Annotated in this window: 21 protein-coding genes; 13 read left to right on the forward strand and 8 right to left on the reverse strand. The window is 58.0% G+C overall.

The window, feature by feature from the left end; translation table 11 throughout:
- Positions 1-166 precede the first annotated feature (166 nt).
- The 3 genes from hemL to M9827_RS25105 are packed head-to-tail and all read right to left on the reverse strand — an operon-like array spanning position 167 to position 2,905.
- Positions 167-1,450, reverse strand: coding sequence for a glutamate-1-semialdehyde 2,1-aminomutase (gene hemL / locus M9827_RS25095; protein ID WP_250607795.1), 1,284 nt, complete (start codon positions 1,448-1,450; stop codon positions 167-169).
- A gap of 15 nt (positions 1,451-1,465) precedes the next feature.
- The gene (thiE, locus tag M9827_RS25100) at positions 1,466-2,089 is read right to left on the reverse strand and encodes a thiamine phosphate synthase (protein ID WP_250607797.1); all 624 of its coding nucleotides are present in this window, start codon (positions 2,087-2,089) and stop codon (positions 1,466-1,468) included.
- Between the two features lie 18 nt (positions 2,090-2,107).
- A complete protein-coding gene (locus M9827_RS25105; protein ID WP_007909650.1) occupies positions 2,108-2,905 on the reverse strand; it encodes a hydroxymethylpyrimidine/phosphomethylpyrimidine kinase in 798 nt (265 codons plus the stop codon).
- 347 nt (positions 2,906-3,252) lie between these two features.
- Here M9827_RS25105 and M9827_RS25110 point away from each other — a divergent pair, with 347 nt between their 5' ends.
- The 4 genes from M9827_RS25110 to M9827_RS25125 all read left to right on the forward strand — a co-directional run bounded on the left by M9827_RS25110 (position 3,253) and on the right by M9827_RS25125 (position 9,754).
- On the forward strand, positions 3,253-5,607 hold the full coding sequence (locus tag M9827_RS25110) for a hybrid sensor histidine kinase/response regulator (protein ID WP_250607799.1): 2,355 nt from the start codon (positions 3,253-3,255) through the stop codon (positions 5,605-5,607).
- A 95-nt stretch (positions 5,608-5,702) separates the two neighbouring features.
- Positions 5,703-7,352 (forward strand): acyl-CoA dehydrogenase family protein, encoded by a 1,650-nt coding sequence (locus tag M9827_RS25115; protein ID WP_250607801.1) that lies wholly within the window; start codon positions 5,703-5,705, stop codon positions 7,350-7,352.
- Between the two features lie 194 nt (positions 7,353-7,546).
- Positions 7,547-9,046, forward strand: a complete 1,500-nt coding sequence (gene amn / locus M9827_RS25120) for an AMP nucleosidase (protein ID WP_250607803.1) — start codon at positions 7,547-7,549, stop codon at positions 9,044-9,046.
- Between the two features lie 72 nt (positions 9,047-9,118).
- On the forward strand, positions 9,119-9,754 hold the full coding sequence (locus tag M9827_RS25125; RefSeq protein WP_250607805.1) for a pseudouridine synthase: 636 nt from the start codon (positions 9,119-9,121) through the stop codon (positions 9,752-9,754).
- Here M9827_RS25125 and M9827_RS25130 read toward each other — a convergent pair.
- Complete coding sequence (locus M9827_RS25130; RefSeq protein WP_003228500.1) at positions 9,749-9,958, reverse strand: DUF2788 domain-containing protein; 210 nt, start codon at positions 9,956-9,958, stop codon at positions 9,749-9,751. The two genes, M9827_RS25125 and M9827_RS25130, sit on opposite strands and share 6 nt — an antisense overlap.
- A 279-nt stretch (positions 9,959-10,237) precedes the next feature.
- Entirely contained in the window at positions 10,238-10,717 is a 480-nt protein-coding gene (locus M9827_RS25135) for an Lrp/AsnC family transcriptional regulator (protein WP_008081091.1), read from the reverse strand.
- Positions 10,718-11,170: 453 nt separating this feature from the next.
- On the opposite strand from M9827_RS25135, the gene M9827_RS25140 reads away from it, so the two are divergent.
- A complete protein-coding gene (locus M9827_RS25140; RefSeq protein WP_250607808.1) occupies positions 11,171-12,187 on the forward strand; it encodes a DUF6515 family protein in 1,017 nt (338 codons plus the stop codon).
- A 13-nt stretch (positions 12,188-12,200) separates the two neighbouring features.
- On the opposite strand, the gene M9827_RS25145 is transcribed toward M9827_RS25140, so the two are convergent.
- Both M9827_RS25145 and pmcY read right to left on the reverse strand, forming a co-directional pair.
- A complete protein-coding gene (locus tag M9827_RS25145; protein ID WP_250607810.1) occupies positions 12,201-13,109 on the reverse strand; it encodes a cation diffusion facilitator family transporter in 909 nt (302 codons plus the stop codon).
- 12 nt (positions 13,110-13,121) lie between these two features.
- Positions 13,122-13,541: a periplasmic Zn2+ metallochaperone PmcY gene (gene pmcY, locus M9827_RS25150; protein WP_007909665.1), complete on the reverse strand. Its 420-nt coding sequence runs from the start codon at positions 13,539-13,541 to the stop codon at positions 13,122-13,124.
- A 110-nt stretch (positions 13,542-13,651) separates the two neighbouring features.
- On the opposite strand from pmcY, the gene hrpB reads away from it, so the two are divergent.
- Genes hrpB through M9827_RS25175 form a run of 5 tightly spaced genes read left to right on the forward strand, consistent with a single transcriptional unit; the run spans position 13,652 to position 22,101 of the window.
- Positions 13,652-16,171, forward strand: a complete 2,520-nt coding sequence (gene hrpB, locus M9827_RS25155; RefSeq protein WP_250607812.1) for an ATP-dependent helicase HrpB — start codon at positions 13,652-13,654, stop codon at positions 16,169-16,171.
- A 54-nt stretch (positions 16,172-16,225) separates the two neighbouring features.
- Positions 16,226-17,698: a site-specific integrase gene (locus tag M9827_RS25160; protein ID WP_250607814.1), complete on the forward strand. Its 1,473-nt coding sequence runs from the start codon at positions 16,226-16,228 to the stop codon at positions 17,696-17,698.
- Positions 17,691-19,625 carry a hypothetical protein gene (locus tag M9827_RS25165; protein ID WP_250607816.1) on the forward strand — a complete coding sequence of 645 codons (1,935 nt, stop codon included), beginning with the start codon at positions 17,691-17,693 and terminating at the stop codon, positions 19,623-19,625. The genes M9827_RS25160 and M9827_RS25165 overlap by 8 nt, the downstream gene beginning before the upstream one ends.
- Positions 19,622-21,670, forward strand: coding sequence for an integrase (locus M9827_RS25170; protein ID WP_250607818.1), 2,049 nt, complete (start codon positions 19,622-19,624; stop codon positions 21,668-21,670). Before M9827_RS25165 ends, M9827_RS25170 begins: the two co-directional genes overlap by 4 nt.
- Before the next feature lie 2 nt (positions 21,671-21,672).
- Positions 21,673-22,101 carry a hypothetical protein gene (locus tag M9827_RS25175; protein ID WP_250607821.1) on the forward strand — a complete coding sequence of 143 codons (429 nt, stop codon included), beginning with the start codon at positions 21,673-21,675 and terminating at the stop codon, positions 22,099-22,101.
- Positions 22,102-22,209: 108 nt separating this feature from the next.
- Here M9827_RS25175 and M9827_RS25180 read toward each other — a convergent pair whose 3' ends face one another.
- Positions 22,210-22,440: a helix-turn-helix domain-containing protein gene (locus M9827_RS25180; protein WP_250607824.1), complete on the reverse strand. Its 231-nt coding sequence runs from the start codon at positions 22,438-22,440 to the stop codon at positions 22,210-22,212.
- 381 nt (positions 22,441-22,821) lie between these two features.
- Between M9827_RS25180 and M9827_RS27860 the strand changes: the two genes are divergently transcribed.
- Genes M9827_RS27860 through M9827_RS25190 form a run of 3 tightly spaced genes read left to right on the forward strand, consistent with a single transcriptional unit; the run spans position 22,822 to position 24,696 of the window.
- Complete coding sequence (locus M9827_RS27860; protein WP_350310010.1) at positions 22,822-23,256, forward strand: hypothetical protein; 435 nt, start codon at positions 22,822-22,824, stop codon at positions 23,254-23,256.
- A gap of 49 nt (positions 23,257-23,305) precedes the next feature.
- Positions 23,306-24,076: an SIR2 family NAD-dependent protein deacylase gene (locus M9827_RS25185; protein ID WP_250607826.1), complete on the forward strand. Its 771-nt coding sequence runs from the start codon at positions 23,306-23,308 to the stop codon at positions 24,074-24,076.
- Entirely contained in the window at positions 24,073-24,696 is a 624-nt protein-coding gene (locus tag M9827_RS25190) for a BPSL0761 family protein (protein ID WP_250607828.1), read from the forward strand. The genes M9827_RS25185 and M9827_RS25190 overlap by 4 nt, the downstream gene beginning before the upstream one ends.
- The last annotated feature ends 779 nt before the right edge of the window (positions 24,697-25,475 follow it).

The following is a 25,475-nucleotide window of genomic DNA, read 5'->3' on the forward strand; positions in this document are numbered from 1 at the left end:
TTATGAAATAAGCAGGGCCAACCTTACAAAGTCTTTACTCGTTTTTCTGCTGCGCGGGGAATATATCGCCCGCTTTAGGGGAGATTTTTAGCAGGAGGGTGGGAAAAACGGCGTGGGTGTAGGTGAAAGCTGACGCTGGCGATAGCCAACGTCAGCGGTGCGACGATTATTTCAATGCGGCGAAGGCGCGCTCGGCAGCGTCCAGGGTCAGTTGCAACTCGGCTTCACCGTGGGCAATCGAAGTGAAACCGGCTTCGAAGGCGCTTGGTGCCAGGTACACGCCACCTTCCAGCATCAAGTGGAAGAAACGACCGAACAGCGCGGCGTCGCTGGCCATCACGTCTTCAAAGGTGACGATGTCATCGGCGCCGCTGAAGTACAGACCGAACATGCCGCCTGCCTGAGTGGTCACGAACGGAATGCCAGCTGCATCAGCGCGCTGTTGCAGACCGTCGAGCAGACGCGTGGTGTAGTCGGTCAGCTCGGCGTGGAAACCCGGACGGCTGATCAGACGCAGGGTGGTCAAACCGGCGGCCATGGCCAATGGGTTACCCGACAGCGTGCCGGCCTGATACACCGGGCCCAGCGGCGCGATGCGCTGCATGATTTCACGCTTGCCGCCGAAGCAGCCGACCGGCATGCCGCCGCCGATGATCTTGCCGAACGTGGTCAGGTCAGGATTGACCCCGTAGTACGCCTGAGCACCGCCGAGGGCGACGCGGAAACCGGTCATCACTTCGTCGAAAATCAGCACCACACCATGCTTGTCGCACAGCGAACGCAAACCTTCGAGGAAGCCCGGCGCCGGAGGTACGCAGTTCATGTTGCCGGCCACCGGCTCAACGATGATGCAGGCCACTTCCTGGCCGACTTCAGCGAGCATCTTTTCCACAGCGTCGATGTCGTTGAACGGCAGGGTCAGGGTGTGTTTGGCGAACGCTGCCGGCACACCGGCCGAGCTTGGCACGCCTTGGGTCAATGCGCCGGAGCCGGCCTTGACCAGCAGGCTGTCGGAGTGACCGTGGTAGCAGCCTTCGAATTTGATGATGCTGTCGCGGCCGGTGTAACCACGGGCCAGACGGATCGCGCTCATGGTTGCTTCGGTGCCGGAGCTGACCATGCGCACCATGTCCATCGACGGCACCAGCGAGCAGACCAGATCGGCCATCTCGGTTTCCATCGCGGTCGGCGCGCCGTACGACAGGCCGTGTTGCAGCTGATTGCGCACGGCGTCGAGCACGTCCGGGTGGCTGTGGCCGAGGATCATCGGCCCCCACGAGCCGACGTAATCGACATAACGCTTGTCGTCTTCGTCAGTGACGTAAGCGCCTTCGGCGTGCTTGAAGAACAGCGGCGTGCCGCCCACGCTCTTGAACGCGCGAACCGGCGAGTTCACGCCTCCGGGAATGTGTTTCTGGGCATTGGCAAACAGCGTTTCGGAACGAGACATGATCGGGCTCTCAAATCAGATTTTCAGTAATTCGTTGAACGCGCGGGCGCGGCGGGTCACTTCAGCGGTGTTTTCGGCGCCGAACAGGCCGTGAACCACAGCGAGCAGGTCGACCCCACGGGCCACCAGCGGCGCGGCGTTGTCGAGGGTGATGCCGCCAATCGCGCAGATCGGCAGGTGCAGCGTACGTTTGGCCTCGTCGAGCAGGTCGAGGCTGCAGGTCGGCGCGCCAGGCTTGGTGTTGGAGTTGAAGAAGCGACCGAAGGCGACATAGCTCGCGCCCTCTTTGGCCGCTTGTTCGGCCAGCGCGATTTGCGCGTGGCAGGTCGAACCGATGATGGCTTTGGAACCGAGCAGCGCGCGGGTCGGCGATAGTGGGCCGTCGGTCTGGCCCAAGTGCACGCCGACGTTGAGGCGCGCGGCCAGTTCGGCATCATCGTTGATGATCAGCTGCGTCTTGTAGCGCTCGCACAAGTTGCGCAACGCTTCGGCCTCGCGCAGACGACGGGCCTCGTCACTGCTCTTGTCGCGGTATTGCAGCAGGGTGACGCCGCCTTCCAGCGCCGCCTCCACGTACGACAGAAACTTGCCCGCCAGCAGTGTGCTGTCGGTAATGGCATACAGGCCACGTAGTTTCATCAGGCAGACCTCACGACGTTACGAGCAAAAATCCAGCGGCAGACGACGCGGGACGAACTGGCCTTTGCCCAGTTGTTCGGCATCGCGCAGGGTTCGCCAAGTGTAATCCAGTGCACTGCGTACAGCGCTGGCCAGATGTTCGCCCTGAGCCAGACGACCGGCCAAAGCGCTGGCCAATGTGCAGCCGGAGCCGTGATAGCTGCCCGGCAGACGCTGGCAGATAAAGGTTTCACGCAGACCATCGCGGCTGTACACGCGATTATGGATTTCAGTTTCGTCGCCGTGGCCGCCGGTGATCAGCAGGTTCTTGACGAACGGCAGGAGTTTTTCAGCGCACTCGTCGGCGGTGCCTTCCGGCAGTTCGGCGAGGATGCGCGCTTCGGGAAGGTTGGGGGTGGCAATGATCGACAGCGGCAGCAGGCGCTCGCGCATCGCATAGCCGACCTCGTCCTTGCCCAGGCGTCCGCCGCCACCGGCGCGCAGCACCGGGTCGCAGACCACCGGCAAGTGCGGGTGCGCCGAAAGCAGTTCGACAACGGTGTCGACCATTTCCAGCGAACCGAGCATGCCCAGTTTGACCGCCGCGACTTCGGAGTCGTTGAGCACGGCATTGGCCTGGGCCAGTACCCACTCACGGTCGAGGACGCGGAAGTCAGTGACGTTGACGGTGTCTTGCACGGTCAGGGCGGTGACGGCCGGAGCCGCATGGCAACCCTGCGCGAGCAAGGCTTCGATATCTGCCTGCAGGCCGGCGCCACCACTGGGGTCGTGGCCGGAGAGACAGAGGACAACGGGGCGGGAGCTGTAGATATTCATGGTGCGCGAGCTTACCACCAAAGCTGATTTTCGGGTGTGGGCGGTAGCGCAAGATCAAAAGATCGCAGCCTGCGCCAGCTTCTGCAAGGATCGCGTTTCCATGTAGGAGCTGCCGCAGGCTGCGATCTTTTGATCTTCTTGACCAACTCAACAGCTCTAGCCCGCTGCTTTGCTCTGAAACGCCCGTTCTAGAGCCTTTGTAGGAAAAATTTCGATGGTGCTCAATGGCCATCAACGGCTATGCTAGTCTGGATCCAAACCAATAACAGGTAATACCGGTTTTACGTCTACTCAAAGGGAATGGGGGGGCTTCCTGACACAACCGGACGAGCCACGCTGGGGCTTCAATGCGCTATTTGCTGATGTTGTTGTTCTGCTTGCCCCTCATGGCGAGCGCCGTCGAATTCGACGAATTTACCCAGAGCCTCCCTCTGGGCCGGTCGCTGCAAGTGTTCGAAGACCCGAGCGGTCAGGCGAGCATTGCCGATGTTCGCGCGCAGGCCGCTGCCGGTCATTTCAAAGCCCACGATAAAGCCACGCTCAATGCCGGTTACTCGCGCTCGGCGTTCTGGCTGAAGATCGACCTGCATTACCGTCCGAGCAATTCCGCCGCCCAGCGCACCTGGCTGCTGGAGCTGGCGTATCCACCGCTCGATCATCTCGACCTCTATCTGCCTGACGCCAGTGGCGACTACCGTCTCGTCCGGCAGACCGGCGATGCCTTGCCGTTCGCCAGTCGCGAGATCCGCCAGAACAACTATTTGTTCGACCTTTCATTCAAACCCGATCAACAGCAAACCGTGTACCTGCGACTGGCCAGCGAAGGCTCGATTCAGGCACCGGTAACGTTGTGGTCGAGCACGGCGTACCTCGAAGATCAGCCGGTGCGCCTGTATGTGCTCGGCATCATTTATGGCGTGCTGCTCGGGATGCTGGTCTACAACCTGTTCATCTACCTGAGCGTGCGTGACACCAGTTACCTCTATTACATCTTCTATATCGCTTCGTTCGGCCTTTATCAGTTGTCGGTGAATGGCGCGGCGGTGGAGTATTTCTGGCCGGACAATCCGTGGTGGGCCAACGCGGCCACGCCGTTCTTCATCGGTTGCGCGGGCTTGTTCGGCAGTCAGTTCGCTCGTAGCTTCCTGCAGACCAAACACCACAGCCGCTGGCTCGATCGCTTGCTGATTGCACTGATCGCGTTCGGCGCGCTGGTGGTTGGCTTGTCGCTGATGACCAGTTACGCGTTGTCGCTGCGCCTGGCGACGATACTGGCGCTGACCTTCACCGTAGTGATTTTCGCCGCCGGGATTCTGGCCTGGTGGCGCGGCTTGCGGGTGGCGCGTTATTTCATCATTGCCTGGTCGGCATTTCTGCTCGGCGGCATCGTCAACACGCTGATGGTGCTCGGCCTGCTGCCGAACGTGTTCCTGACCATGTACGCCAGCCAGATCGGCTCGGCCATCGAAGTCGCGCTGCTGTCGCTGGCACTGGCCGACCGCATCAATGCAATGCGCGAGCAACAGGCGCAGACCTTGTACGACGCCGGGCAGAAACTCGAAGTGCTCAACCAGCAACTGGCGCACAGCAACAAGCTCAAGGATGAATTCCTCGCGACCCTGACCCACGAACTGCGCACGCCGATGAACGGTGTGATCGGTTCGCTGGAACTGATGCAGACCGTCGAGCTGGATCCGGAACTCGAGCAATACCAGCAGACCGCCGCCGGTTCCGCGCGGGACATGATGCGCATGGTCAACGGCATCCTCACCCTCACCGAATTGCAGGCCGGCAAGCTCAAGGCCTCGCCGGGCAGCTTCAGCCTGCGTGCGGTGGTCGAGGCGTTGCGAGTGCAGTTCGACGGCAACGCGGCGAGCAAGTCGCTGGACTTCAAGGTCGAGGTGCTGCCGACCCTGCCGGATCGCCTGCACGGCGACAGCGCCAAACTGGCGCAATGCCTGGAATGCCTGCTGGACAACGCGATCAAGTTCACTCGCGTCGGTGGGCTGGCGCTGCGCGTGACAGGCAAACCATCGACGGACAATCGTCTGGCGTTGTCATTTGCGGTGATCGACACCGGCATCGGTTTTACCGATCTGGGCGAGGCGACGATGTACCAGCGCTTCTTCCAGCTCGACGGTTCGATGACCCGCGAATACGGCGGCCTGGGCGTGGGGCTGGCGATCTGCCGACAGTTGGTCGAGCTGCTTGGTGGCAAGCTTACTCATCGCTCCGAACCCGGGCGTGGCAGCCGTTTTCAACTGGACGTCGAGTTTGAACTGCCGGCGGTTGAATCTGCACCGATCGCCGCGCCTTCGAACGATTGGGTACGTGCGGCGCAGGACTGCACAGTGCTGCTGGTGGACGACAACAGCGTCAACCAACTGGTGATGCGCGGGATGTTGCTCAAGCTCGGCTTTCGCGTGCGCACCGCCGACAGCGGCGTGGCGGCACTGGATTGTTTGCAGCGTGAAACCTTCGATGCAGTGCTCATCGATTGCCAGCTACCTGCTCAGGAGGGCGCAGCGCTGTGCTGCCAGATTCATGCATTGCCGGGCTGCGCGAATCTGCCGGTGTTTATGCTCGCGCTGACCGCTGAGCGGGAACTTTGCACACCTGGCGCGCCTGTCGATTACTTGAACAAACCGGTGAAATTCGAAGAGTTGCAGTCCGCGCTGGAGCGGCGGGTGCTGTGCTGCTGATAGGGTAAAAGCGCCGCCAGTTCGGCGGATATGACACTTTGATCGATCCTGGGGCGGTGCTTAACTGACCTTCTGGATGACCAAGGAGTACCGTCATGAACCTGCATCAGTTCGCCGAAACCCACGAAGTCACTAACCAGCCACCGTCGCTGGACGGCACCAACCTGTACCGCATCGACCTGCCGTTGCAGGAGTGGTCGCGGCGCTTTGGTGCCGGGTGGGCGGAGTCGCGGATCGATGCCTACGGTGCACTCGCTGGGGGGCCGTTGATGGAAGCCGGGTTCCTCGCCAATCAAAACAAACCGGTGTTTGCCAGCCACGATCGCTACGGCCATCGCATTGATCTGGTGGAGTTTCACCCGGCGTATCACCAGTTGATGCGCACGGCGATCGAGCATGGTCTGACGTCGATGCCGTGGACTCATCCACAGGACGGCGCGCATGTCGCGCGAGCCTCGATGAGCTATCTGCACAGCCAGGCCGAAGCCGGCAGCGGTTGTCCGTTGACCATGACCTTCGCCAGTGTGCCGGCTCTGCGTTTGCAGGCGAATATCGCTGAGCAATGGCTACCGAAAGTCCTCGCCAGCGAATACGACCCGCGCAATGTCGGCATGGCGCACAAGGCCGGCGTGACCATCGGTATGGCCATGACCGAAAAACAGGGTGGCACCGACGTGCGCGCCAACACCACCAAGGCTTACCCGGTCGGCGCCAGTGGCCCGGGCGAGGCGTATGAACTGGTCGGGCACAAGTGGTTCTGCTCGGCACCGATGTGCGATGCCTTCCTTACGCTGGCGCAGACCGACAAGGGCTTGAGCTGCTTCCTGCTGCCACGCCATCGCCCGGATGACACGCGCAATCAGTTCTACATCCAGCGCCTGAAAAACAAACTCGGCAACCAATCCAACGCCTCCAGCGAAGTGGAGTTCCGTGGTGCGCTGGCGTGGATGGTCGGTGAAGAAGGGCGAGGCGTGCCGACCATTATCGAGATGGTGGCGATGACCCGTTTTGATTGCATGGTCGGCTCCAGTGCGCTGATGCGTCAGGCGCTGACCCAGGCCAGTCACCACTGCGCACACCGTAAGGTCGGCGGCAAACTGCTCGGCGAGCAGCCGCTGATGCAAAACGTACTGGCCGATCTGGCCCTGGAAAGCGAAGCCGCGCTGGCGCTGAGTTTGCGCATGGGCAAGGCGCTGGATCATCTGGATGATCGCCACGAAGCGCAATTTGCGCGGTTGGTGACGGCGGTGGGCAAATACTGGATCTGCAAGCGTGCGCCGGGGATGATCAACGAAGCGGCGGAATGCATGGGCGGCGCCGGATATGTCGAGGACAGCATTCTGCCGCGCTTGTATCGCGAGGCACCGGTGAATTCGACGTGGGAAGGTTCGGGGAATGTGCAGTGCCTCGACGTGCTGCGGGCGTTGTCGAAAGAGCCGGGCGTGCTGGACGTGTTGTTCAGCGAACTCGGTGACGGGCATGGCGACCAACGGCTGACCGCTCATATTCAGCAGTTGCAGGCGCAATTCAAGGACACCAGTGATATTCAGTATCGGGCGCGGCAACTGACCGAAGACATTGCGCTTGGTTTGCAGGCCAAACTGTTGCTGGAGGCGGGGAATTCAGCGGTCAGTGATGCGTTCATTGCCAGCCGTCTGAGCGGTGGCGGCCGAGTCTACGGAGCATTGCCGCGTGGGCTGGACGTCGAAGCCCTCGTCGCCCGCTCGACCCCACAAGGCTTCTAATCACACAAAATCCCCAACGCCACAAAACCCTGTGGGAGCTGGCTTGCCAGCGATGGCGGTCAGTCATTCAACATCGATGTTGAATGTGACGGCCTCATCGCTGGCAAGCCAGCTCCCACAGGGATTCGAGTTGTCTGAAAGATTTGGCTGTAGCTACAACGCCACTGTTCCCGTGACGCCACGATGCAGGCAAGATGAAGCTCTGCAAGTCAGAACACAGGAAGCTGATCGTGACCGAAGCGTTTATTGTCGTTCAAACCGCCGAACAAGCCGTGGACCGTCTGGCCGAGCTGCATGAGCGGGCCACCACTGCGCTGAACTCGGCGCTCAAGCGTTACCTCAAGGATCGCGTCGAACCCGACGCTGCGCAGCGTGCTCTGTTTCGTTATCCCGAACTGCGTCTGACCTATCACTGCCAGGGCGAAGTCCCGCAGACCACCCGCGCTTACGCCAAGGTGCAACTGCCGGGCACGTACAGCGTCACCGTCACCCACCCGGCGGCGTTCCGCAAATACCTGCTCGAACAACTGACGCCGTTGATGCACGACTTCACCGTGACCGTGGAAGTCGGCGTCAGCCAGCAAAACATTCCGTATCCGTATGTGGTCGAGCAGGGCGATGAACTGGCCGGTTCCGGTGTCACCGCTGCCGTGCTGGCGCGGGTGTTCCCGAGTACCGATCTGTCCGCCGCAACCGATGGCATCGCCGACGGCCTCTACGACTGGGAAAACACCGATCCGCTGCCGCTGGCGCTGTTCGATGCGGCGCGCGTGGATTTCTCGCTGCGCCGTCTGGTGCATTACACCGGCAGCGACTGGCGCCATGTGCAGCCGTGGATTCTGCTGACCAACTATCACCGCTACGTCGACCAGTTCATCGTCCATGGCCTGGAGCAGTTGCGCAAAGACCCGCGTTTCGTGCGCATGGTCTTGCCGGGCAACGTGATCATCGAGAAGGGCATGGATCATGGCGAAGCCTCGGCGATTGCTGCCGGTGTGGTCTGGCACCGCTACCAGATGCCGGCCTATCACCTGATCGCCAGCGATGGCCACGGCGTGACGCTGGTCAACATCGGCGTCGGCCCGTCCAATGCCAAGAACATCACCGACCACTTGGCGGTGCTGCGCCCGCATTGCTGGCTGATGATCGGCCACTGCGGCGGCCTGCGTCAGTCGCAGACCATCGGCGACTACGTGCTGGCTCACGCTTACATGCGTCGCGACGGCATTCTCGATCGCGTGGTGCCGCCAAACATTCCGATCCCGGCCCTGGCCGAAGTGCAAATGGCGTTGCAGCAAGCCGCGGCGAATGTCACCGGCGAGAAGGGCGATGACCTGAAAAAACGCCTGCGCACCGGCACCGTACTGACCTACGACGACCGTAACTGGGAATTGCGTTGGGCGCAGGAGCGGCCGTTGATCAACCTGTCCCGTGCTGTCGCGGTAGACATGGAAAGCGGCACGATTGCCGCACAGGGTTATCGTCTGCGGGTGCCGTACGGCACGTTGCTTTGCGTTTCGGATAAACCGCTGCACAGCGAAATCAAACTGCCGGGTTCGGCCAATGCCTTCTATGAGCGGGCGGTCAGCCAGCACTTGAAGATCGGCATCGAAGCGGTGGATCTGCTGCGCACCGAACTCAACTCGCTGCACTCGCGCAAACTGCGCAGTTTCGACGAACCGCCGTTCCGTTAACGCTTAGTCGTGGTCATTTGGCGGTCGGGGCACTAGCATTGTCAGCCCCGACCGTTAGATGTTCTTTTCGCCATGTCCCGTCCCCCGCGTCCCCCTTCCCGCCGCCCAGGCGTGAAGCCGCAGTCTTCTTCCCCACGCCGTGTTGCCAAGGCACCACCGGCCGAGCCGAAGCTGATCCTGTTCAACAAACCGTTCGATGTGCTGACGCAATTCAGCGACGGAGAAGGGCGGGCGACGCTCAAGGATTTCATCGATGTGCCGGGCATCTATCCGGCCGGACGCCTGGATCGCGACAGTGAAGGTTTGTTGTTGCTGACCAACGACGGCCAGTTGCAGGCGCGTATCGCCGATCCGAAACACAAACTGGCGAAGACCTATTGGGTGCAGGTCGAAGGCGTGCCGACGGCCGAGCAGTTGCAACGTCTGCGTGATGGCGTCGATTTGAATGACGGCATGACTTTGCCCGCCGAAGCGCGGCAATTGGATGAGCCGGAATTGTGGCCGCGAAACCCGCCGGTGCGCTTTCGCGCGACCATTCCGACTTCATGGCTGGAATTGGTGATTCGCGAAGGGCGCAACCGTCAGGTGCGGCGCATGACCGCGGCGGTCGGGTTGCCGACGTTGCGCCTGGTGCGGGTCAGGATTGGCGACTGGACGCTTGAAGGGCTCGATCAGGGCCAGTGGAAGGAAGTGCCTGCGCGCTTATAAAGCGCCGGATTCGATCAGGCCGATCACCACACTCTTGATGATGAACGCGGCCACGCCCAGGCCCAGCACGAAGAACAGAATGAACGAGCCAAAGCGCCCGGCCTTGGACTTCTTCGCCAGATCCCAGACGATGAAACCCATGAAAATGATCAGGATGCTGACCAGGCCAGTCATCATCCACTCTTCGAATACTGCTGGATCCATTGGGACTCTCCGGCACGGGCGCGGCTAAAAGGGCGCGGCGAGTATACGCCAAGGTGTGTGGGGTGGCATTGATCTGGGTCTGATCTGACGACTGGCCCTCACCCTAACCCTCTCCCAGAGGGAGAGGGGACCGATCCGGGGATGCTGATGAACTACGCCGACCTGTTTCAGCGGGTGTGAATCCATAATCGACTCGATCTTTCAGGTCGATGTATAGCGTCAGACCCTGCGGTCGGCCCCCTCTCCCTCCGGGAGAGGGCTGGGGTGAGGGGCTTTTGATCAGTTGCGCAGGTGGGTCAAGGGCAGTTCAGTGCTGTTGAGCACCTGATTCAGTACGAAGCTTGAGCGCACACTGGTCACGCCTTCAATCCGGGTCAAATGCCCCAGCAACAGCTTCTGATAGTGATCCATATCCGGCACCACCACCTTCAACTGGTAATCCGCATCCACACCGGTCACCAGACTGCACTCCAACACCTGCGGCAACGTGCGAATCGCTGCCTCGAAGTTCTCGAAACGCTCCGGTGTATGCCGGTCCATGCCGATCAGCACATAAGCCGTCAGGCTCAACCCAAGCATTTTGCGATCGAGCAATGCCACCTGACGCGAAATATACCCGTCGTCTTCCAGTTGCTTGACCCGGCGCGAGCAAGGGGAGGGCGACAGACCGATGCGCTCGGCCAGCTCCTGGTTGGAGATGCGGGCGTCGCGCTGCAATTCCGCCAAAATACTCAGGTCGTAACGGTCGAGTTTGCTCATCAATCTGTCCTTGGTTGTAACTATTGCGGCAGATTATCTATCCAGGGTTAAAAATTGCGCAAGTGGTGTTTATTTCAGCAATCTTCGCAATCATCTGTCGCGGCCTCAGGCCTATTCTTATCACCAGAATCACTGCTCGGTAACACAGTCCACAGCGGCCCGCCCTATCAGGCCAGCCGCGGTCGCCACCCCCACCGGGGTTGTGCCGGCCCCCGAGCTGCACACTGTCCAGAAGACGGCGTGAGGTGAGCCGACGTCAAAAGCGTCGAGCCAGGACGAAGTTCTCTAGAAGGGAGGCCGACGGGTCTCCCTTTTTTCTTGCCTGCGATTTCATGCCGGACGCTCAATAAATAAGTTGCGTGACTGATAACCTGTTGCAGAACTGGAGGTGGATCTTCCCAGTCTTAGTTACAAGTTGTCTTGCATTTACAGGCCCCCGCAGTGAGGAAGAGCATGAATTCGCACATCTGGCGTCTGGCCGGTGTTGGTTTGTTGTGTGTCAGTGTCAGTGTGCAGACACTTGCCGATGAACCGCAGAATCGTGGACCGGATGGCGGTGGCCACGGCCAGGACCATCAGGGCAATAATCAGGGCCATGGCGGCAACAATCAGCCGCGTCCGCAGAACAACGAAATCATTCGTGGCGACAACAGCCGCCAGTTCGAACACAACGGTCAGCCGCACAACAACAATGGTCAGTGGCAAAACCACGATCAGAGTCGTCCGGCTTACAACCCCAACCCGGTACGCCAGCCGCCACCGCCGCCACAATTGCCGGCCAATAGCCTGCCGATCCAGCCACGGCCCGATGCAGTGCGTCAGACTCAGGAACCCCGTCAGGGCTACTACCGCGACGAGCGTCCGCAAAACGGTTATCACAACCAGCAATGGCAGACCAACAATCGGCCCAACGACAATCGCTGGCCGGGACGCCCGGACGGGCACGGCAACGGTTGGGGCCCAGGCCCGCAATATCGGCCGGGGCATGTGATCGATCGCTTCCCGGATCGTGACTACCGCGTACCGTATCGCGGTCAGGATTACTTCTATTCCGGCGGCTATTGGTATCGCCCGCAAGGTCCGCGCTACATCGTCGTGCAGCCACCACGCGGGATTCGCATCCAGTATTTGCCGGACTACGCCCGTGAAGTCTGGATCGGCGGTTCGCTGTTGTTCCTCGCCGCCGGTGCCTACTACGCCTATCAGGAAGCGACGCAGGATTACGTGGTCGTCGAACCGCCGGTGCAGCCGCAGCCGCAATCCCAGGGCTATGACGTCGAAGCCTATCCGGCCAACGGCCAGTCACCGGAGCAAGTACAGCAGGACGGTTACCAGTGCTATCAGTACGCGGTGCAGCAAAGCGGTTTCGACCCGTGCACCGCAACCTACCAGCCTGCGCCTGAAGTGGTGCAGGCGTACCGCCAGGCGCAGGGCAATTGCCTGAGCAGTCGCGGTTATCAGGTCCAGTAAGAGCAGCGGCGAGCTACAAGCTTGAAGCTTGCGGCTCGCGGCTTGTAGCTGCTTTTATCGGGTCGGCGTGCACCAGCACTTCGGCTCGCGGGTAGGCCTTGTGAATGGCATCGGCGGCTTGGTCGCTGATGCCGTGCGCCACTGACAAGGTCAATTCCCCCGGCAATTCCAGGTGCAACTGCACAAACCAGTGGTTACCGGAGATCCGCGTGCGCAGGTCATGCGCGCCCAACACCCCCGGCACACTGCAGGCCAGTTCGAGCATGTGCTGACTGACATCCGTTGGCAGCTCCTCATCCATCAGCACCGAAAAACTTTCCCGGGCGATCTGGATCGCACTCCACAGAATGTAGGCGGCAATGCCGAGTCCGAACCAGGCATCCAGTTGATGCCAGCCGAACCCGGCCAACACCAGCGCCAGCAGAATACTGCCGTTGAGTAACAGATCGGATCGGTAATGCAGTGAGTCGGCACGCACGGCGTTGGAACCGGTCTGCTTGATCACTCGATGCTGCAGCATCAGCAAGGCCACGGTCAGCAGCAATGAGAAAATGATCACGCCAATGCTGATCCATGGCGCGCCAAGCGGTTCCGGCTGCTGGATGCGTTCATAGGCCTGAAACGCGATCAACACTGCACTGCCGCCAATGAACAGCGCCTGCGCCATGCCCGCCAGCGATTCTGCCTTGCCGTGACCATAGCGGTGATCGTCATCGGCCGGGCGCAGCGCGTAATGCACCGCCAGCAGATTGAGCATCGAAGTAACACCATCCAGCGCCGAGTCGGTGAGGCCGGCGAGCATGCTCACCGAACCGCTGAGCCACCAGGCGATGGCTTTGGCGATGATCAGTGTGCACGCCACCGCTACCGAGGCGCGGGTTGCCAGCCTGAGCAGGCGGGCGTGTTCGGGGCTGGATGTCATTGAACGTCCTTTTTAAGCGGCGGGTTGCAGGCCGAACATCGCCAGTTGTTGAGTGCTGCCCTTGTGTTGAATCAGGCGCGGATCGTCGAGAGGGAAGTCTCGGCCCAACTCGCTTTCGAGAATAGCCTGCAACTTGTGATTATCGACCTGACCGTCCGGGCCGATGGCTTGTTTGAGTTTGGCCGGGTCGATCTGCGCCGTGTGGCCCGGTTCGAAATAGATCGCGCCGGTGGCGAAGTCGACGGCAAACGCGATCAGCCCGGGAATCACGTAGAACAGCAGGCCCACGGCATCGAGCACGGCAATCGCCGGGTCGATCTTGCCGTCGATTTGACCGCGCCGGTCCGGGTAGAAAATCGAACCGCACGCGGTGATCTGCGTGAGCAGGGTGGCGACCAGTACACCGCCGATCAGGCGAAAAGGTAAGCGCATGGAAAAATCTCCTGAGTCATCTGATAACGAAGCTTCGTCTTGTGAAGTTAAGACCCTGACGAACGCCTGGCAGTTCGCCGTTATACTCGCGCCTCTGTTTTGGAGCCAGCATGATTTCTTTGCCAATCGATGACGTTTTACCCGCCCTGCGTGAAGCCCTCGCAACACGCCACGAAGCCGTGCTCGAAGCACCGCCCGGCGCCGGTAAAACCACCCGTGTGCCGTTGGCCTTGCTCAATGAAGCGTGGCTGGCCGGGCAGACCATTCTGATGCTTGAGCCGCGCCGTCTCGCCGCGCGTGCAGCCGCCGAACGTCTCGCCAGTGAGTTGGGCGAGAAGGTCGGTGAAACCGTCGGTTATCGCATTCGTCTCGACAGCAAGGTCGGCCCCAACACACGTATCGAAGTGGTCACCGAAGGCATTCTCACCCGCCGCTTGCAGGATGACCCGGCGCTGGAAGGCGTGGGCCTGCTGATTTTCGACGAATTCCACGAACGGAGCCTCGACGCCGATCTGGCGCTGGCGTTAAGTCTGAACGGTCGCGAGCTATTCCGAGCTGAACAGCCGCTGAAGATTTTGCTGATGTCCGCCACGCTGGAAGGCGAACGTCTGGCCGGGCTGCTGGATGATGCACCAATCCTGCGCAGCGAAGGGCGCATGTACCCGGTGACGATGCGCTGGGGCCGGCCGTTTCAGCCTGGCGAATACATCGATCAGCGCGTCACGCAAACCGTGCTCGAAGCGCTGCACGATGAAAGTGGCAGCCTGTTGGTGTTCCTGCCGGGGCAGGCGGAAATCCGTCGCGTCCATCAACAACTGGCCGACGCCATCGGTGAGCGCAGTGATGTGTTGCTGTGTCCATTGCACGGCGAACTGGACCTCAACGCCCAGCGTGCCGCCATCGACCCGGCGCCGACCGGCCAGCGCAAAGTGGTGCTGGCGACCAACATTGCCGAGACCAGTTTGACCATCGACGGCGTGCGCGTAGTCATCGATGCCGGGCTGGCGCGGGTGCCGCGTTTCGATCCCGGCAGCGGCATGACGCGCCTCGATACCCAGCGCATTTCCAAGGCCAGTGCTACGCAGCGCGCAGGTCGGGCAGGGCGTCTGGAACCGGGCGTTTGTTATCGCTTGTGGTCGCAGGATCAGCACGAGCAACTCGCCGCTTACGGCAGTGCGGAAATTCTGTCGGCGGATCTCGCCAGTCTTGCGTTGCAACTGGGGCGCTGGGGTGTGACGCCGGGCGAACTGGTCTGGCTGGATGTTCCGCCGGCGGCCGCTTATGCCCAGGCGCAGGAGTTGTTGCAGCGGCTCGGCGCGCTGGAAGGTGAGGCGCTGACTTCCCACGGTCAGGCCATGGCTGAGTTGCCAGCGCATCCGCGCATCGGGCATTTGCTCCTGCGCGGGCAGGCGTTGGGTCTGGCGCACATGGCCTGCGATGTTGCTGCGCTGCTGGGCGAGCGCGATATCTTGCGCGGTGCCGGGGCGGATTTGCACAGTCGATTGGCGCTGCTTTCCGGCGAAGGGCGCGCGGCTCGTGGTGCGCAGGGCGGGGTGCAACGGGCCAAGCAACTGGCGCGGCAATATCGCGGTTACCTGCGCGGCAAGGCGAGCGAGCCGGTCAGCGATCCTGATCATCCGCGCTGGCTCGGCGCCTTGCTGGCGCTGGCCTACCCGGATCGTGTCGCGCAACAGCGGCGTGCCGGTGGTGCCGAATATCGCCTGGCCAACGGTCGCGCGGCGCTGTTCGCCGAAGCCGACAGCCTGATGAAAGAGCCGTGGATCGTCATCGCCGACCTCGGCAGCCGTCAGGGTCAGCGCGAAGAACGGATTTATCTGGCGGCGGATTTCGATCCGGCGCTGTTCGATTCGGTGCTCGCCGAACAGGTGCGCAACGTTGATCAACTCGACTGGGACGAACGCGAAGGCGTATTGCGCGCCGAGCGCCAGCGCAAGGTCGGCGAGCTGATTCTCAGCCGTGAACCGTTGACCGGTCTTGATGAAAATGCGCGCAGTCAGGCGCTGGTCAATCTGGTGCGACGCAAAGGGCTGGAGTTGTTGCCGTGGACGCCGGAGCTGCGCCAGTGGCAGGCGCGCGTGGCGCTGTTGCGGCAGTTGGAATTGAACAGTCAGGATGACAGTCAGTGGCCGGATGTCAGCGATGCGACGTTGCTCGATACCCTTGAAGACTGGCTGATGCCTTATCTGGGCAAGGTCTCGCGACTCAGTCATTTTGCCAATCTGGATCTGTCGAGCATCGTCCGTAATCTGCTGCCGTGGCCGTTGCCGCAAAAGCTCGATGAGCTGGCGCCGCATCATCTGAGTGTGCCGTCGGGGTCGTCGATTCGCCTGGATTACAGCGAGTTTCCGCCGATTCTCGCGGTGCGTTTGCAAGAGTTGTTCGGGCTCGCCGATACGCCGCGAATTGCCGGCGGGCGACAGGTGGTCAAGTTGCACCTGCTGTCGCCAGCACGGCGGCCGGTGCAGGTGACGCAGGATCTGGCCAATTTCTGGCGCAGCACCTATGCCGAGGTGAAGAAGGATCTGAAGGGGCGGTATCCGAAGCTATTCCATAAGTTGGACCCATGGGTTGAATCGCTTAACAAGAGTAGGTTGACAGATAAGGAATAATTTGAAATTGCGTAACATATAGGCTTGACTACCTTCTGAGATGGGGAGGTAGCCATGTCCTATATTAATCCGCTTCACCAAGGCCGACTGATTCTTATCTCGCATCTGCGTGACGCCTTCGCCAGTCTATATGTCCATGACGCCCCAAAAGGTTCGGCCACCTTGGGGCTTGATGGGGATGCCTCCAGAGTCGTTTCCCAACTCGATGAAGTCGGCGGCGGGCATGATCGGGATTTGTTCAACTTCCCGTTTCTCTTTCATGCGAATGGCGATCCTTGGCACGAAGCGAACGATTATTTGCTCAGTCTCATGCGTGACAGGTCTCCACTAAATCGGCGCACTGATGATGTTCGGCGTCGTGCAAGCAAACTACTTGATTACCTCCTGTTTTGTGAGGATAAAAATCTAGATTGGGAAGACTTTTCCGGTGCTCGACCTCCGCATCGCCCTACCTACAAATACTTCTATCACCTGATTAACGAGGGCCATCGCAGTAATCAGGTGATCAATCAATATACCGCTGCTGTTTATCACTTTTACAAATACGTTTCCGAGCATTGGCGCAACCTCGACATGAAACGTGTCGATACGATCAAACAGGTGCGTTTTATCGTGCAGGGTTCTAAAGGCGTCAGGGTCGTAGATGCAGAAAAACGCAGTCAAACGCTGCGTACGACGCCGGTCAGTTCAGTGCCGTTAGGGTTCGTACGGGAAGACGGCGAGGATCTTAGGCCGCTTTCCAATCGTGAGTTGGGTGCGTTTCTTGCCGCCATTCGCAATGAAAAAGAATGGTCTGCGGTTGAGCGATTAATCCTGATGACCGCGTTAATGACGGGCGCCCGCAAGCAAACCGTTCTGACCATGCGCTTGAAGCATTTGAAGGGCTTTACAGAGAACAAGCTGCAGCCTGGGGGGGACTATAAATTACATGCCGGTCCCGGCACAGGCATTGATACGAAATACGACAAACCGCACGTCCTGTACGTTCCGAAGCAACTTGCCGAAGAGCTGGTCACGCTTTCCAAAAGCCCGATGATGAAAAAACGGCGGGAGAAGTTCAGTGCTCAGTTAGAGGCTAGTCGTCCCGGCCTGTCGGTGGTCGAGGACGATATGTATTTGTTTCTCTCCGACCAAGGCAACTGCTATTACATGGCCGAAAGCGATCCGCGCTATACGATTGTGAAGTCGCCGCAGACAGGACAGGTAACGGAAACAATTAAGCGCAAGTTGATCCAAAAAGCTTCTAGTCTATTCCCGAAAAACTTCTCATATCACTGGCTGCGAGCGACCTTTGGCTATCAGCTCTATCAGCGCTTACGGGTATTGGTTAAGGAAGGAACGATGAAGCCGGGCGAAGACATCGACTTTATTCAGAAGCGCATGCACCACGAGTCCAGGGAAACGACAGAGAACTACCTAAAATTGTTCATGATGACTCACGAAAAGGTCATTGCCCAAGAGATATGGGAGGGCAAGTTGTTCAATGGTGGCTACGCGGTGCTGAAGGTGGAGGCGCACGATGGATAGTCGTCAGCAATTCGAGCATCGTGCCGATACGCGGATTATTACGCTGAGTGAAGTCACTAAGGAGTTTGCCGAGCCTGAGAATTTGCGTTTGCAGCTGTCTCCGAACGTGAGGAAGAAGCCTTTTGATATTGGCAGTTTTGCGTATGTCATTCGTGGAAAGAATGGCAGCGTATTTGATGATCGCGGTACGCCGGTGGTGATTGAGTCTTTTGTTGAAAGCCGCCGTGAATTGATTGTGAGACTGCTGGAGTTCTTTGTCGGTCAGCGTGACATGACTGTGTTAACGCGATTGAAAACTGTCGAATATTTTATCGACTGGCTGAATATGCACGGCTACAGGGAAGTGTTTGCCAATGCAGGGCAAGCCCAGCAAGCCTATCGAGACTATACTGCGCACCTGAATTATCAAATAGCCCATAAGGTATGGAAACCCCTCACGGCAAGAAATAGTCAGGTGTTTATTTCCAAACTTATGGAACTGCTTTATCCAGAGGATAGCTACCATATTCTCGCGGGCGCGGTCACGATCACTTCCAGAAGTGGCTCTGAGGCAGCCAGCGCCGCTCATGTTGATGCGTACCGGGACGTCTGTTTGGCGATTGCCCAGCAATGCAGCGCTTTCGTCCTGAACAACCAGCCTTATCCCTTAGTTGTGACTGTCAGCGATTATGAAGTGGTGGTGTTTCCATCGAATAAGGGCGGTGTTGGTCCATTTAAGCAATCGCTGCCTTTATATAATGCCGCCGAGCGACGGATTGCTACGCTCGAAGAGTTCCGGGCAGTTGCTGAAAAAATGGGGCGAAAGCGACCCGTTAAGTCCGTAGTAGAGCGCGCGCTATTAAAAGCAAAGGCGACTTTGGATGCTGCCAACGAAGATGAGCGCTACAGGTACCGGCTTCATCTGGCGGGTCTGGCCGCAAAGGCCTATGCGAGCCTTTTTGTGATGATCACAGGTGCCACGCCGGCCGAGTTTCAGCAATTTAGCTATGCAGACGCGCTCGAAGTTGAGAAGTCTCCAATTAAGAAAGAGTTGTCGGCTGTGAAATTCCGGGCGGGCGGAAAAGCAACCCTCTACAATATCGGGCGGGACTCGGGTTTGCCGCTGCTCAAGGAGTACCTGAAACTCCGTGAGTGGATTCTGAATGGTCTGTCGCATGAGCGGCTGTTCTTTTCGATGCCTGCGAGTGGCGAACTAGCAAGCACCACTCACGAGTTTTCAGATATTAAAATATCCGGAGCGCTGTCTAGCTTCTTTGCAAGCATCAGCGGCACCTTCCTTGACCCCAAGGTGCCAAAACTGTCGCCGCGCAAGATGCGCAAGTACAAGAGCCTTGGGATGCACACCGCTGGCGTGTCGCCGTCCATGGTAGCGGCAACGTTGAATCACAGCGTAGCGGTCAATCTTTCAACTTATTCGGAGGCTACGCCTGAGCAGAAGGAAGCTGAGCTCGGACAGTTCTGGAAGGCCATTCATCATGCTGCCCAAGTTGTGCGTGAGCGCAGCCAGAGGCCCGCAGCAGGCGAGATCGCAACGGGAGCAGGGCACTGTGATGGGTTCAATCATCCGCTCCCAGTGCGCGATTTTGGCAATGCTCCAATCGAGCCGAACTGCCGCAGCCAATATGGCTGCTTGTATTGTGAGCACTATACCTGTCATAGCGATGAAGAAGACTTGCACAAGGTTGTGAGCTTGCAGTACGTGATCAATGCTGTGCGTAAAGCAGCGCCCGATGCGGCCCATGCTGAAGCGCTCTACAAAGAATTGTCGATCCGTATCGAGTTCATCCTTGAGGCGCTTGGAGAACGTTCGGATATGGTTAAGCAGTTAGTCGAAACGGTCAAGGTCAAAGTGTTTGAATACGGTGAGCTCACTCCTTTCTGGGAAAATCGGTTGAGCCGGTATGAGAAGATGGGGGTGGTATTTTGAACACCGTTGTTGAGTCAATCGGCAGTCTCTTTTCCAGCGGTCAGTTTCCACCTGCTGGTGAGCCAGATAAGGCGCCGCAACTTTATGGCAAGCCAGCACCCAATTTTGTTCTTTGTCGCGATGAGCGCGGCAACGCCAGCGCGGTATACGGTGATTCTGCGTGGGACTTTAACCCATACCGGCTCAGTGCAAAAAAAATTAACAGAATCCGGTTTGATACAGTGTTCGACGTAAACGAGCAATCGGAGCAGGCGCTGATCGAAGAAGCCAAACATCTGCTGTATTGTTTGATCTATTTTGCCGGTGGCGGGCGACTTGGTAAGTTGAGTGTGAGCACATTGAACCAGTATTGGATGGTGTTGCGCCTCGCTATGCAGTTCTGTAATGAGCAGAAACAGAAACCCATGGTTGGCGTGCTGTCCTTACAGCAGCTCTTTACTGTGTCAGTTTATCTGGCGGCTTTTATTAGCCAAAGTACCTTCGATAAAAAGGTTCTTGCTGGGATTTTGCAAAGCTTGGCCAGGGTTGGCGAAGCACGGCTGGGTTATATCTCGCTAAATCCCGCCAGCTTTGACCGCGAACGGCCCGACTCCAAGCAGCATCCCGTCATTCCGACGCGAATCTATTTAAATCTCATCAATCTTACTGGCGACTTGCTCGATCAGCTTTATGCAGGTGTTGGGCGTTTCGAATCCTTTATAGTCTGCTTTGCCGATGAGCATTACGGCATTAACCATCTCGATCAGAAATGTAGGGGGCTCGGTGGCAAGGCACACTGGCGGCCCGAAATGGGGCAAGCGATCAAGAATCACTCTCTGAGTTCAGTGTTTGCCGGTGAGTTTGAGTGTTCTCGTAAGAGAAACCTGCAACGGATCTTGATCAAGATGCAGTATGTGGTGAAAACGGTGATCCACCTCTATACCGGCATGCGCGATCAGGAGGTGATGCGAATGCCGTATCGCTGTTTATCCGATCAAGTCGTCAGGCCGAAGACCGTCGACGAACGGGGCATTGAACGTGATAAGCCGCAGTCAGTAAGCGTGCTCTCGACCACCACGAAGTTCACCGGCTACAAGAAAGACGGCGTATGGTTCGCGCCGGGGGCAGTCGTCAAGGCCGTCGAAGTCGCCCAGGCCATTTGTCGCGGACTCGCCAAACTCTACAAAATCGAGCTGGATGCCTGCTGCCCGCTGTTTCTCAATCCTTCCATAGTAGGTTATTCGCGGTGCAGTGCCGAGGTTGGAGTGACAAGTTTTTCGAGTAGAACGACAGAAGGAAGCGCTTTGCACGGGCTGTCGATCCAGGCAGAGGACTTACAGGAACTTGCACAGAGCGATCCTTCTCGCGACTTTTACAATGAGCCAGCGTTTGCTGTCGGCCAGCCCTGGCCGCTGACCAGTCATCAGTTTCGTCGATCGCTGGCATTCTATGGCAGCAGTAGCGGCTTTCTTTCGTTACCGACGCTGCGGGCGCAGTTCAAGCACATGACGAATGAAATGGCGCGCTATTACGGGAATCACTACGATAACCTGCGCACCGTTTTTGGCTACTACGACGACGAGAAAAAAGACTTCGTCCTGCCAAGCAATCACTTCGCCTTCGAGTATCAGATGGCCATGCCCATGTCGGTGGCGAACCAGTTGATTGCCGATCTTTTGTTTGATGAGGAACCGTTGTTCGGCGGCACCGGTTCGTACATGGAGAAACAGAAAGAGCGGTTCCAGTCGGGTGAGATTCGGATTGAAGATGTGCGCGCTGACACCGAGCAACGGGTTAAAAGCGGTGCAATTAGCAACCGTCCGACACTGCTCGGTGGGTGTACCAAGGCGGGTCGCTGCGACTCATTCTTGCTCGGTGACTACTCGGAATGCCTGTCTTGCGAGGGGGCGATCATCAAGCCCGATAAGCTCAATGCGGCGATTGAGGATGCGACGGATGAGTTGTGCAGTTACGCAGAAGGCTCGGGCGAATATCAAATTGTGAAGGGCGATATTGAGCGTTTAACTGCCTTCAAAGCTCGCCTGATTGACTCAGTGGAGGTTTAACGATGAAGTCTGGTGACGGAAAAGGTAACGGGTTGGGCGCTTGCGAGGAAGCTTTGCAGCGCCTCCTGGCTGGAAATCCTGTTGTGCCCGAGCATGTTAGTTTAGACCTGTCGAAACTCACTGCCAGCGTAGTCAGCCTGGAAGCTGGATTTGATCGTGGTTACCTGAAAAAGTCTCGCAAAGCACATTTGCCAATACTCGCTAAGATCGAAGCTTGTCGTTCTGGGGTTAACAAGGGGCGTGACTCTTCAAATGGTAAAAGCATTAAACGTTTGCACGATAAGGTTGTGCTTTTAGAAAAAGAGTTGGCGATGGTCAGTTCGCAGCGTAATCGAGTGCTTACGCAGAACCTTCAGCTATGGGCGCGCGTGAGAGAGCTGGAGCTAGCTGAGCGTCAAAACCAGTCGCGCCAGGTTCAGCTGCATCATTGATAGAACCGGCTTCCCCGGCAGCATCATAAGACAAGCGCCGGACGAAGCTTCCGTCGGGAGGAGCTAGCAGCACTAGTAATCTCAAGCCTTCATGAGAGCCATGGCCGATCAGGCGGGATGCAGCTCTGACACCTCAGGCAGTAGGCCTGATGGGGCGCATGCAAGCACACTTGCGATGCGATAAAGCTTCTCGACGGTAATATTTACTTCGCCACGCTCAATCCGGCCCATATAGCTGCGGTCGATATTGCAGGCCAGCGCCAGTGCATCCTGAGAAATCTGGCAGGCTTTCCTCTGCGTTCGGATGCGTCTCCCTAACGCTTTCGCCAACTTGTCCATGACCGTCTCAATTCCACTTGAGGCGGGACTATCCTGCGTTTGCGGACACACGAGCCACGGACTATAATCCGTATTTTGGGAAATCCACTCCTTTGGTACCTCAATGAAATCAGCCTCGTTCCATCTTTGACAGGCGTCTGTATGAGCTGCTTCAGGAGGAAGGGCGTACCCGATTCACGACTCGTGAATTGCGGGATGCTTACGCCAAGCGTCTGGATGGCATGAGTTTTCGTATCACCGATGTGCGGCGCTACCCATTGTTTTTCCACGAAGGGTATACGGGCGGTGCCGACTGAATTGGGAGTGGTTTAGCAATTGATATACGTACTTGACCCTGCAGAACGGACTGTCTTCACCAGGACACACTGTGAGTTGGAGGGCATGGTTTTTCTCTTGACTATCACCTCCACTCAGACTGGGATGTGTGATCGCGCTGCAATGGTCAGTTGCGCGTATGAGCTTCAGCACTACGTTACTGCCGCCTCGAATGTGGAGATCAGCCAAGTCCAAATGCTTTGTCCACCAGCGATCAGCCGCTCAGGCAAATGGAGCCTCGAGGATCTAGATCGAATCACTTGTTTTCAAGGTGTCGCAACTGAGGAAAGTGCAGTGGTGTATCGCACCTCGCAAGGCGTTTACAAAATGGGGGATCTAGACCTTCGCAGGAAGAAAACATCACGGGTATGGTTCTCCAAAAAGCGGCTAGAAAATCATCAGCCCAGAATGTCGGAGCCAGCCCCTAAGTCCACAACTCATCAGATGTACGCTCCCCTTTACCTGAAGCCGGTACCAGTTCTTAGGGCGAATAGTCAATGATGTTCGCCAGATTCGCCTGACCTTACCGGCTCAGTACTGAGTATATTCTGTGCCTGAATTTAGAAACGCCGCGAAGGCCCTGTCGGGCGCCCCCGAGATTGTCGTCTTCACGGGGGCGGGAATCTCTGCTGAAAGTGGCATCCCCACGTACGGCGATCCATTGACCGGTATCTGGGCTTCATACGATCCGCGTAATATGGAAACAGCCAAGGCCTTTCGTGAAAATCCTCCTTTGGTATGGGGATGGTACCTGTGGCGGCGCCAACAGGTCTCTAAAGCCGCTCCTAATGCTGCACATCTTGCGGTGAGCCGACTGGCCAAATCGGGGTATAGCGTCTCCGTGATCACTCAAAACATTGATGATTTGCATGAGCGAGCGGGATCTGTGGATGTACTGCATCTCCATGGGAGCCTTTCTACGCCAAAGTGCTTTGCGTGCCATCGACCGGCAGAAATACCTCCTTCGCAGACGACGTCTCTTATCGGTGGCGAAGTCGAACCGCCACGGTGCGTCAGGTGCAACGGGAAGTTACGCCCTGGCGTAGTTTGGTACGGCGAGGACTTGCCTTCAGACGTTTGGAAGTCAGCAATTACCTTGGTGAAGAACTGCGATGTTCTGATCTCCGTGGGTACATCTGGAATCGTTACGCCCGCAGCTGACATCCCCAGGATTGCCCTGTCGTACGGTGCGACGGTGATTCACGTCAACACGGAGGATGTCAGCGCCGGCGCGCAGAATGAGCTCATGCTGATTGGGAAAGCGACTGAAGTCTTCAAGAAGCTATGCGCCCTGCTACCGAGTGGCGAGCATGCGCTATGACCACTGCCTATGAGCGGACTCGCAGCGTAATTGAAACGGGCGGATTTCTGGCGACGATTTCCCGAGATAAAACCTTGCCCGATTACGTGCGCGAGCAAGCGAGGCAGCTGCTGCGTCATTACCCCACGGCAGAAGCTGTAAGACTGGCTGGACGATGCGAAGCGATCAGGCAGGATGAAGTTTCAAAGCTCTCTGGCAGTCCGAAAGCACTGCATCCATCACTTTCGACCTGGCCTCTTCTTGATCCTTTTTTCTGCGACTTTACAATCCATGATGCTTCTTACCCGAATGCTCCACCGGCTGTGTCTGGCTCTACCGCGCTGCAACCCAACCCTTGCCCAGATGGCGGTAATGTGGCCGCCAGCTTTCAAATATTGGGGCCGGCTGCACCCGCAGCCATGGGCTGCTTGAGCATTGAACACCGCTGCTTCACATCAGCTCGAGCGCTGGTTCTCTCCCGGGCCACTGTGGTTTTGAGGTCACCAGCAAGCGCCCGCAAATGGTTTGAGAGCCGCATCCGTAGCCAAGATAAGCTGCAGCCCTGCGCGCTGATGCACGACGTCCACGAATTCACCTTGGTCATGGATACTCTTTTCCGCCTTGAGCACGGAATCTTCTGATCAGTTTCTCGCTTTCGATGCTCAAGCAGGTCCGCGACATCCAGAAAGGAGAGGAGACGAAATGTCCAATGATGGAGTCAAGGTCTGCCGATCACACAGAGCAATGACAGAGCACCTGGCGCAAAGATTACCACTAGTCTGACCATCGACCTTGATGGCCAATACTCCTCCGTCGCGGTAGAGGCATAGGTTGAAGCTCTCGGCATCTTGATGGCTTGCTGGTTCGCATGCAGTAACAACTGTCTGGGAGGAAAAGCGCCCAAGACCTTACTCAGTTCAGAACCGAATAAAGTCCTCAATGCCGCCTGCGATGAAGTTGAAGAGATCTTTCAAGGCTGTGACGCCGTTCCAAGGCTATCGCTTTGAGCGCAAAAGCCAACAGTTGCCGGATGAGATCTATAGCTACGATGTTGTCCGGAACTACTAGCTCAACCGCTCTAAGTACTACCTAATTCAGGCTTGCCAGTGCATCTGCGCGACATTGACCGGATGCGCAAAAAGCGCTTAACTGTACATGCGTACAGTCTTGATGCTGTTCGGCACAGCCGCCCTCCTCAGCACCCTCGAGCTCAGCATTGTTGACCTCCTCGGTACTTGCTTCATGTGCCCGCAGATCCTCCTCAACTCGCAACGGATCAAGTCTTTAGGGTGCGTTTCTTCAGCTACGAGGCCTTGAGCGTGACAATTGGCACAGGCTTTTGAAGAGACATCGGAGTATCGGCCAGATACAATGCGCCCTTATCTCCCCGGACAACTGGATGAGTCCACCAGGCTGGACC

The organism is Pseudomonas sp. AKS31 (genome assembly GCF_023634765.1).
Lineage (GTDB): Bacteria > Pseudomonadota > Gammaproteobacteria > Pseudomonadales > Pseudomonadaceae > Aquipseudomonas.

Excerpts from the sequence above, each read along its gene's own strand:
- pmcY (WP_007909665.1), bottom strand. The coding sequence starts at position 13,541 with ATGCGCTTACCTTTTCGCCTGATCGGCGGTGTACTGGTCGCCACCCTG.
- M9827_RS25175 (WP_250607821.1), top strand. The coding sequence starts at position 21,673 with ATGAAGTCTGGTGACGGAAAAGGTAACGGGTTGGGCGCTTGCGAGGAA.
- M9827_RS25135 (WP_008081091.1), bottom strand. The coding sequence starts at position 10,717 with ATGAGCAAACTCGACCGTTACGACCTGAGTATTTTGGCGGAATTGCAG.
- M9827_RS25160 (WP_250607814.1), top strand. The coding sequence starts at position 16,226 with ATGTCCTATATTAATCCGCTTCACCAAGGCCGACTGATTCTTATCTCG.
- M9827_RS25190 (WP_250607828.1), top strand. The coding sequence starts at position 24,073 with ATGACCACTGCCTATGAGCGGACTCGCAGCGTAATTGAAACGGGCGGA.
- M9827_RS25145 (WP_250607810.1), bottom strand. The coding sequence starts at position 13,109 with ATGACATCCAGCCCCGAACACGCCCGCCTGCTCAGGCTGGCAACCCGC.
- M9827_RS25125 (WP_250607805.1), top strand. The coding sequence starts at position 9,119 with ATGTCCCGTCCCCCGCGTCCCCCTTCCCGCCGCCCAGGCGTGAAGCCG.
- M9827_RS25165 (WP_250607816.1), top strand. The coding sequence starts at position 17,691 with ATGGATAGTCGTCAGCAATTCGAGCATCGTGCCGATACGCGGATTATT.
- thiE (WP_250607797.1), bottom strand. The coding sequence starts at position 2,089 with ATGAAACTACGTGGCCTGTATGCCATTACCGACAGCACACTGCTGGCG.
- M9827_RS27860 (WP_350310010.1), top strand. The coding sequence starts at position 22,822 with ATGGTTTTTCTCTTGACTATCACCTCCACTCAGACTGGGATGTGTGAT.
- hrpB (WP_250607812.1), top strand. The coding sequence starts at position 13,652 with ATGATTTCTTTGCCAATCGATGACGTTTTACCCGCCCTGCGTGAAGCC.
- M9827_RS25180 (WP_250607824.1), bottom strand. The coding sequence starts at position 22,440 with ATGGACAAGTTGGCGAAAGCGTTAGGGAGACGCATCCGAACGCAGAGG.
- amn (WP_250607803.1), top strand. The coding sequence starts at position 7,547 with ATGAAGCTCTGCAAGTCAGAACACAGGAAGCTGATCGTGACCGAAGCG.
- M9827_RS25110 (WP_250607799.1), top strand. The coding sequence starts at position 3,253 with ATGCGCTATTTGCTGATGTTGTTGTTCTGCTTGCCCCTCATGGCGAGC.
- M9827_RS25130 (WP_003228500.1), bottom strand. The coding sequence starts at position 9,958 with ATGGATCCAGCAGTATTCGAAGAGTGGATGATGACTGGCCTGGTCAGC.
- hemL (WP_250607795.1), bottom strand. The coding sequence starts at position 1,450 with ATGTCTCGTTCCGAAACGCTGTTTGCCAATGCCCAGAAACACATTCCC.
- M9827_RS25115 (WP_250607801.1), top strand. The coding sequence starts at position 5,703 with ATGAACCTGCATCAGTTCGCCGAAACCCACGAAGTCACTAACCAGCCA.
- M9827_RS25105 (WP_007909650.1), bottom strand. The coding sequence starts at position 2,905 with ATGAATATCTACAGCTCCCGCCCCGTTGTCCTCTGTCTCTCCGGCCAC.
- M9827_RS25140 (WP_250607808.1), top strand. The coding sequence starts at position 11,171 with ATGAATTCGCACATCTGGCGTCTGGCCGGTGTTGGTTTGTTGTGTGTC.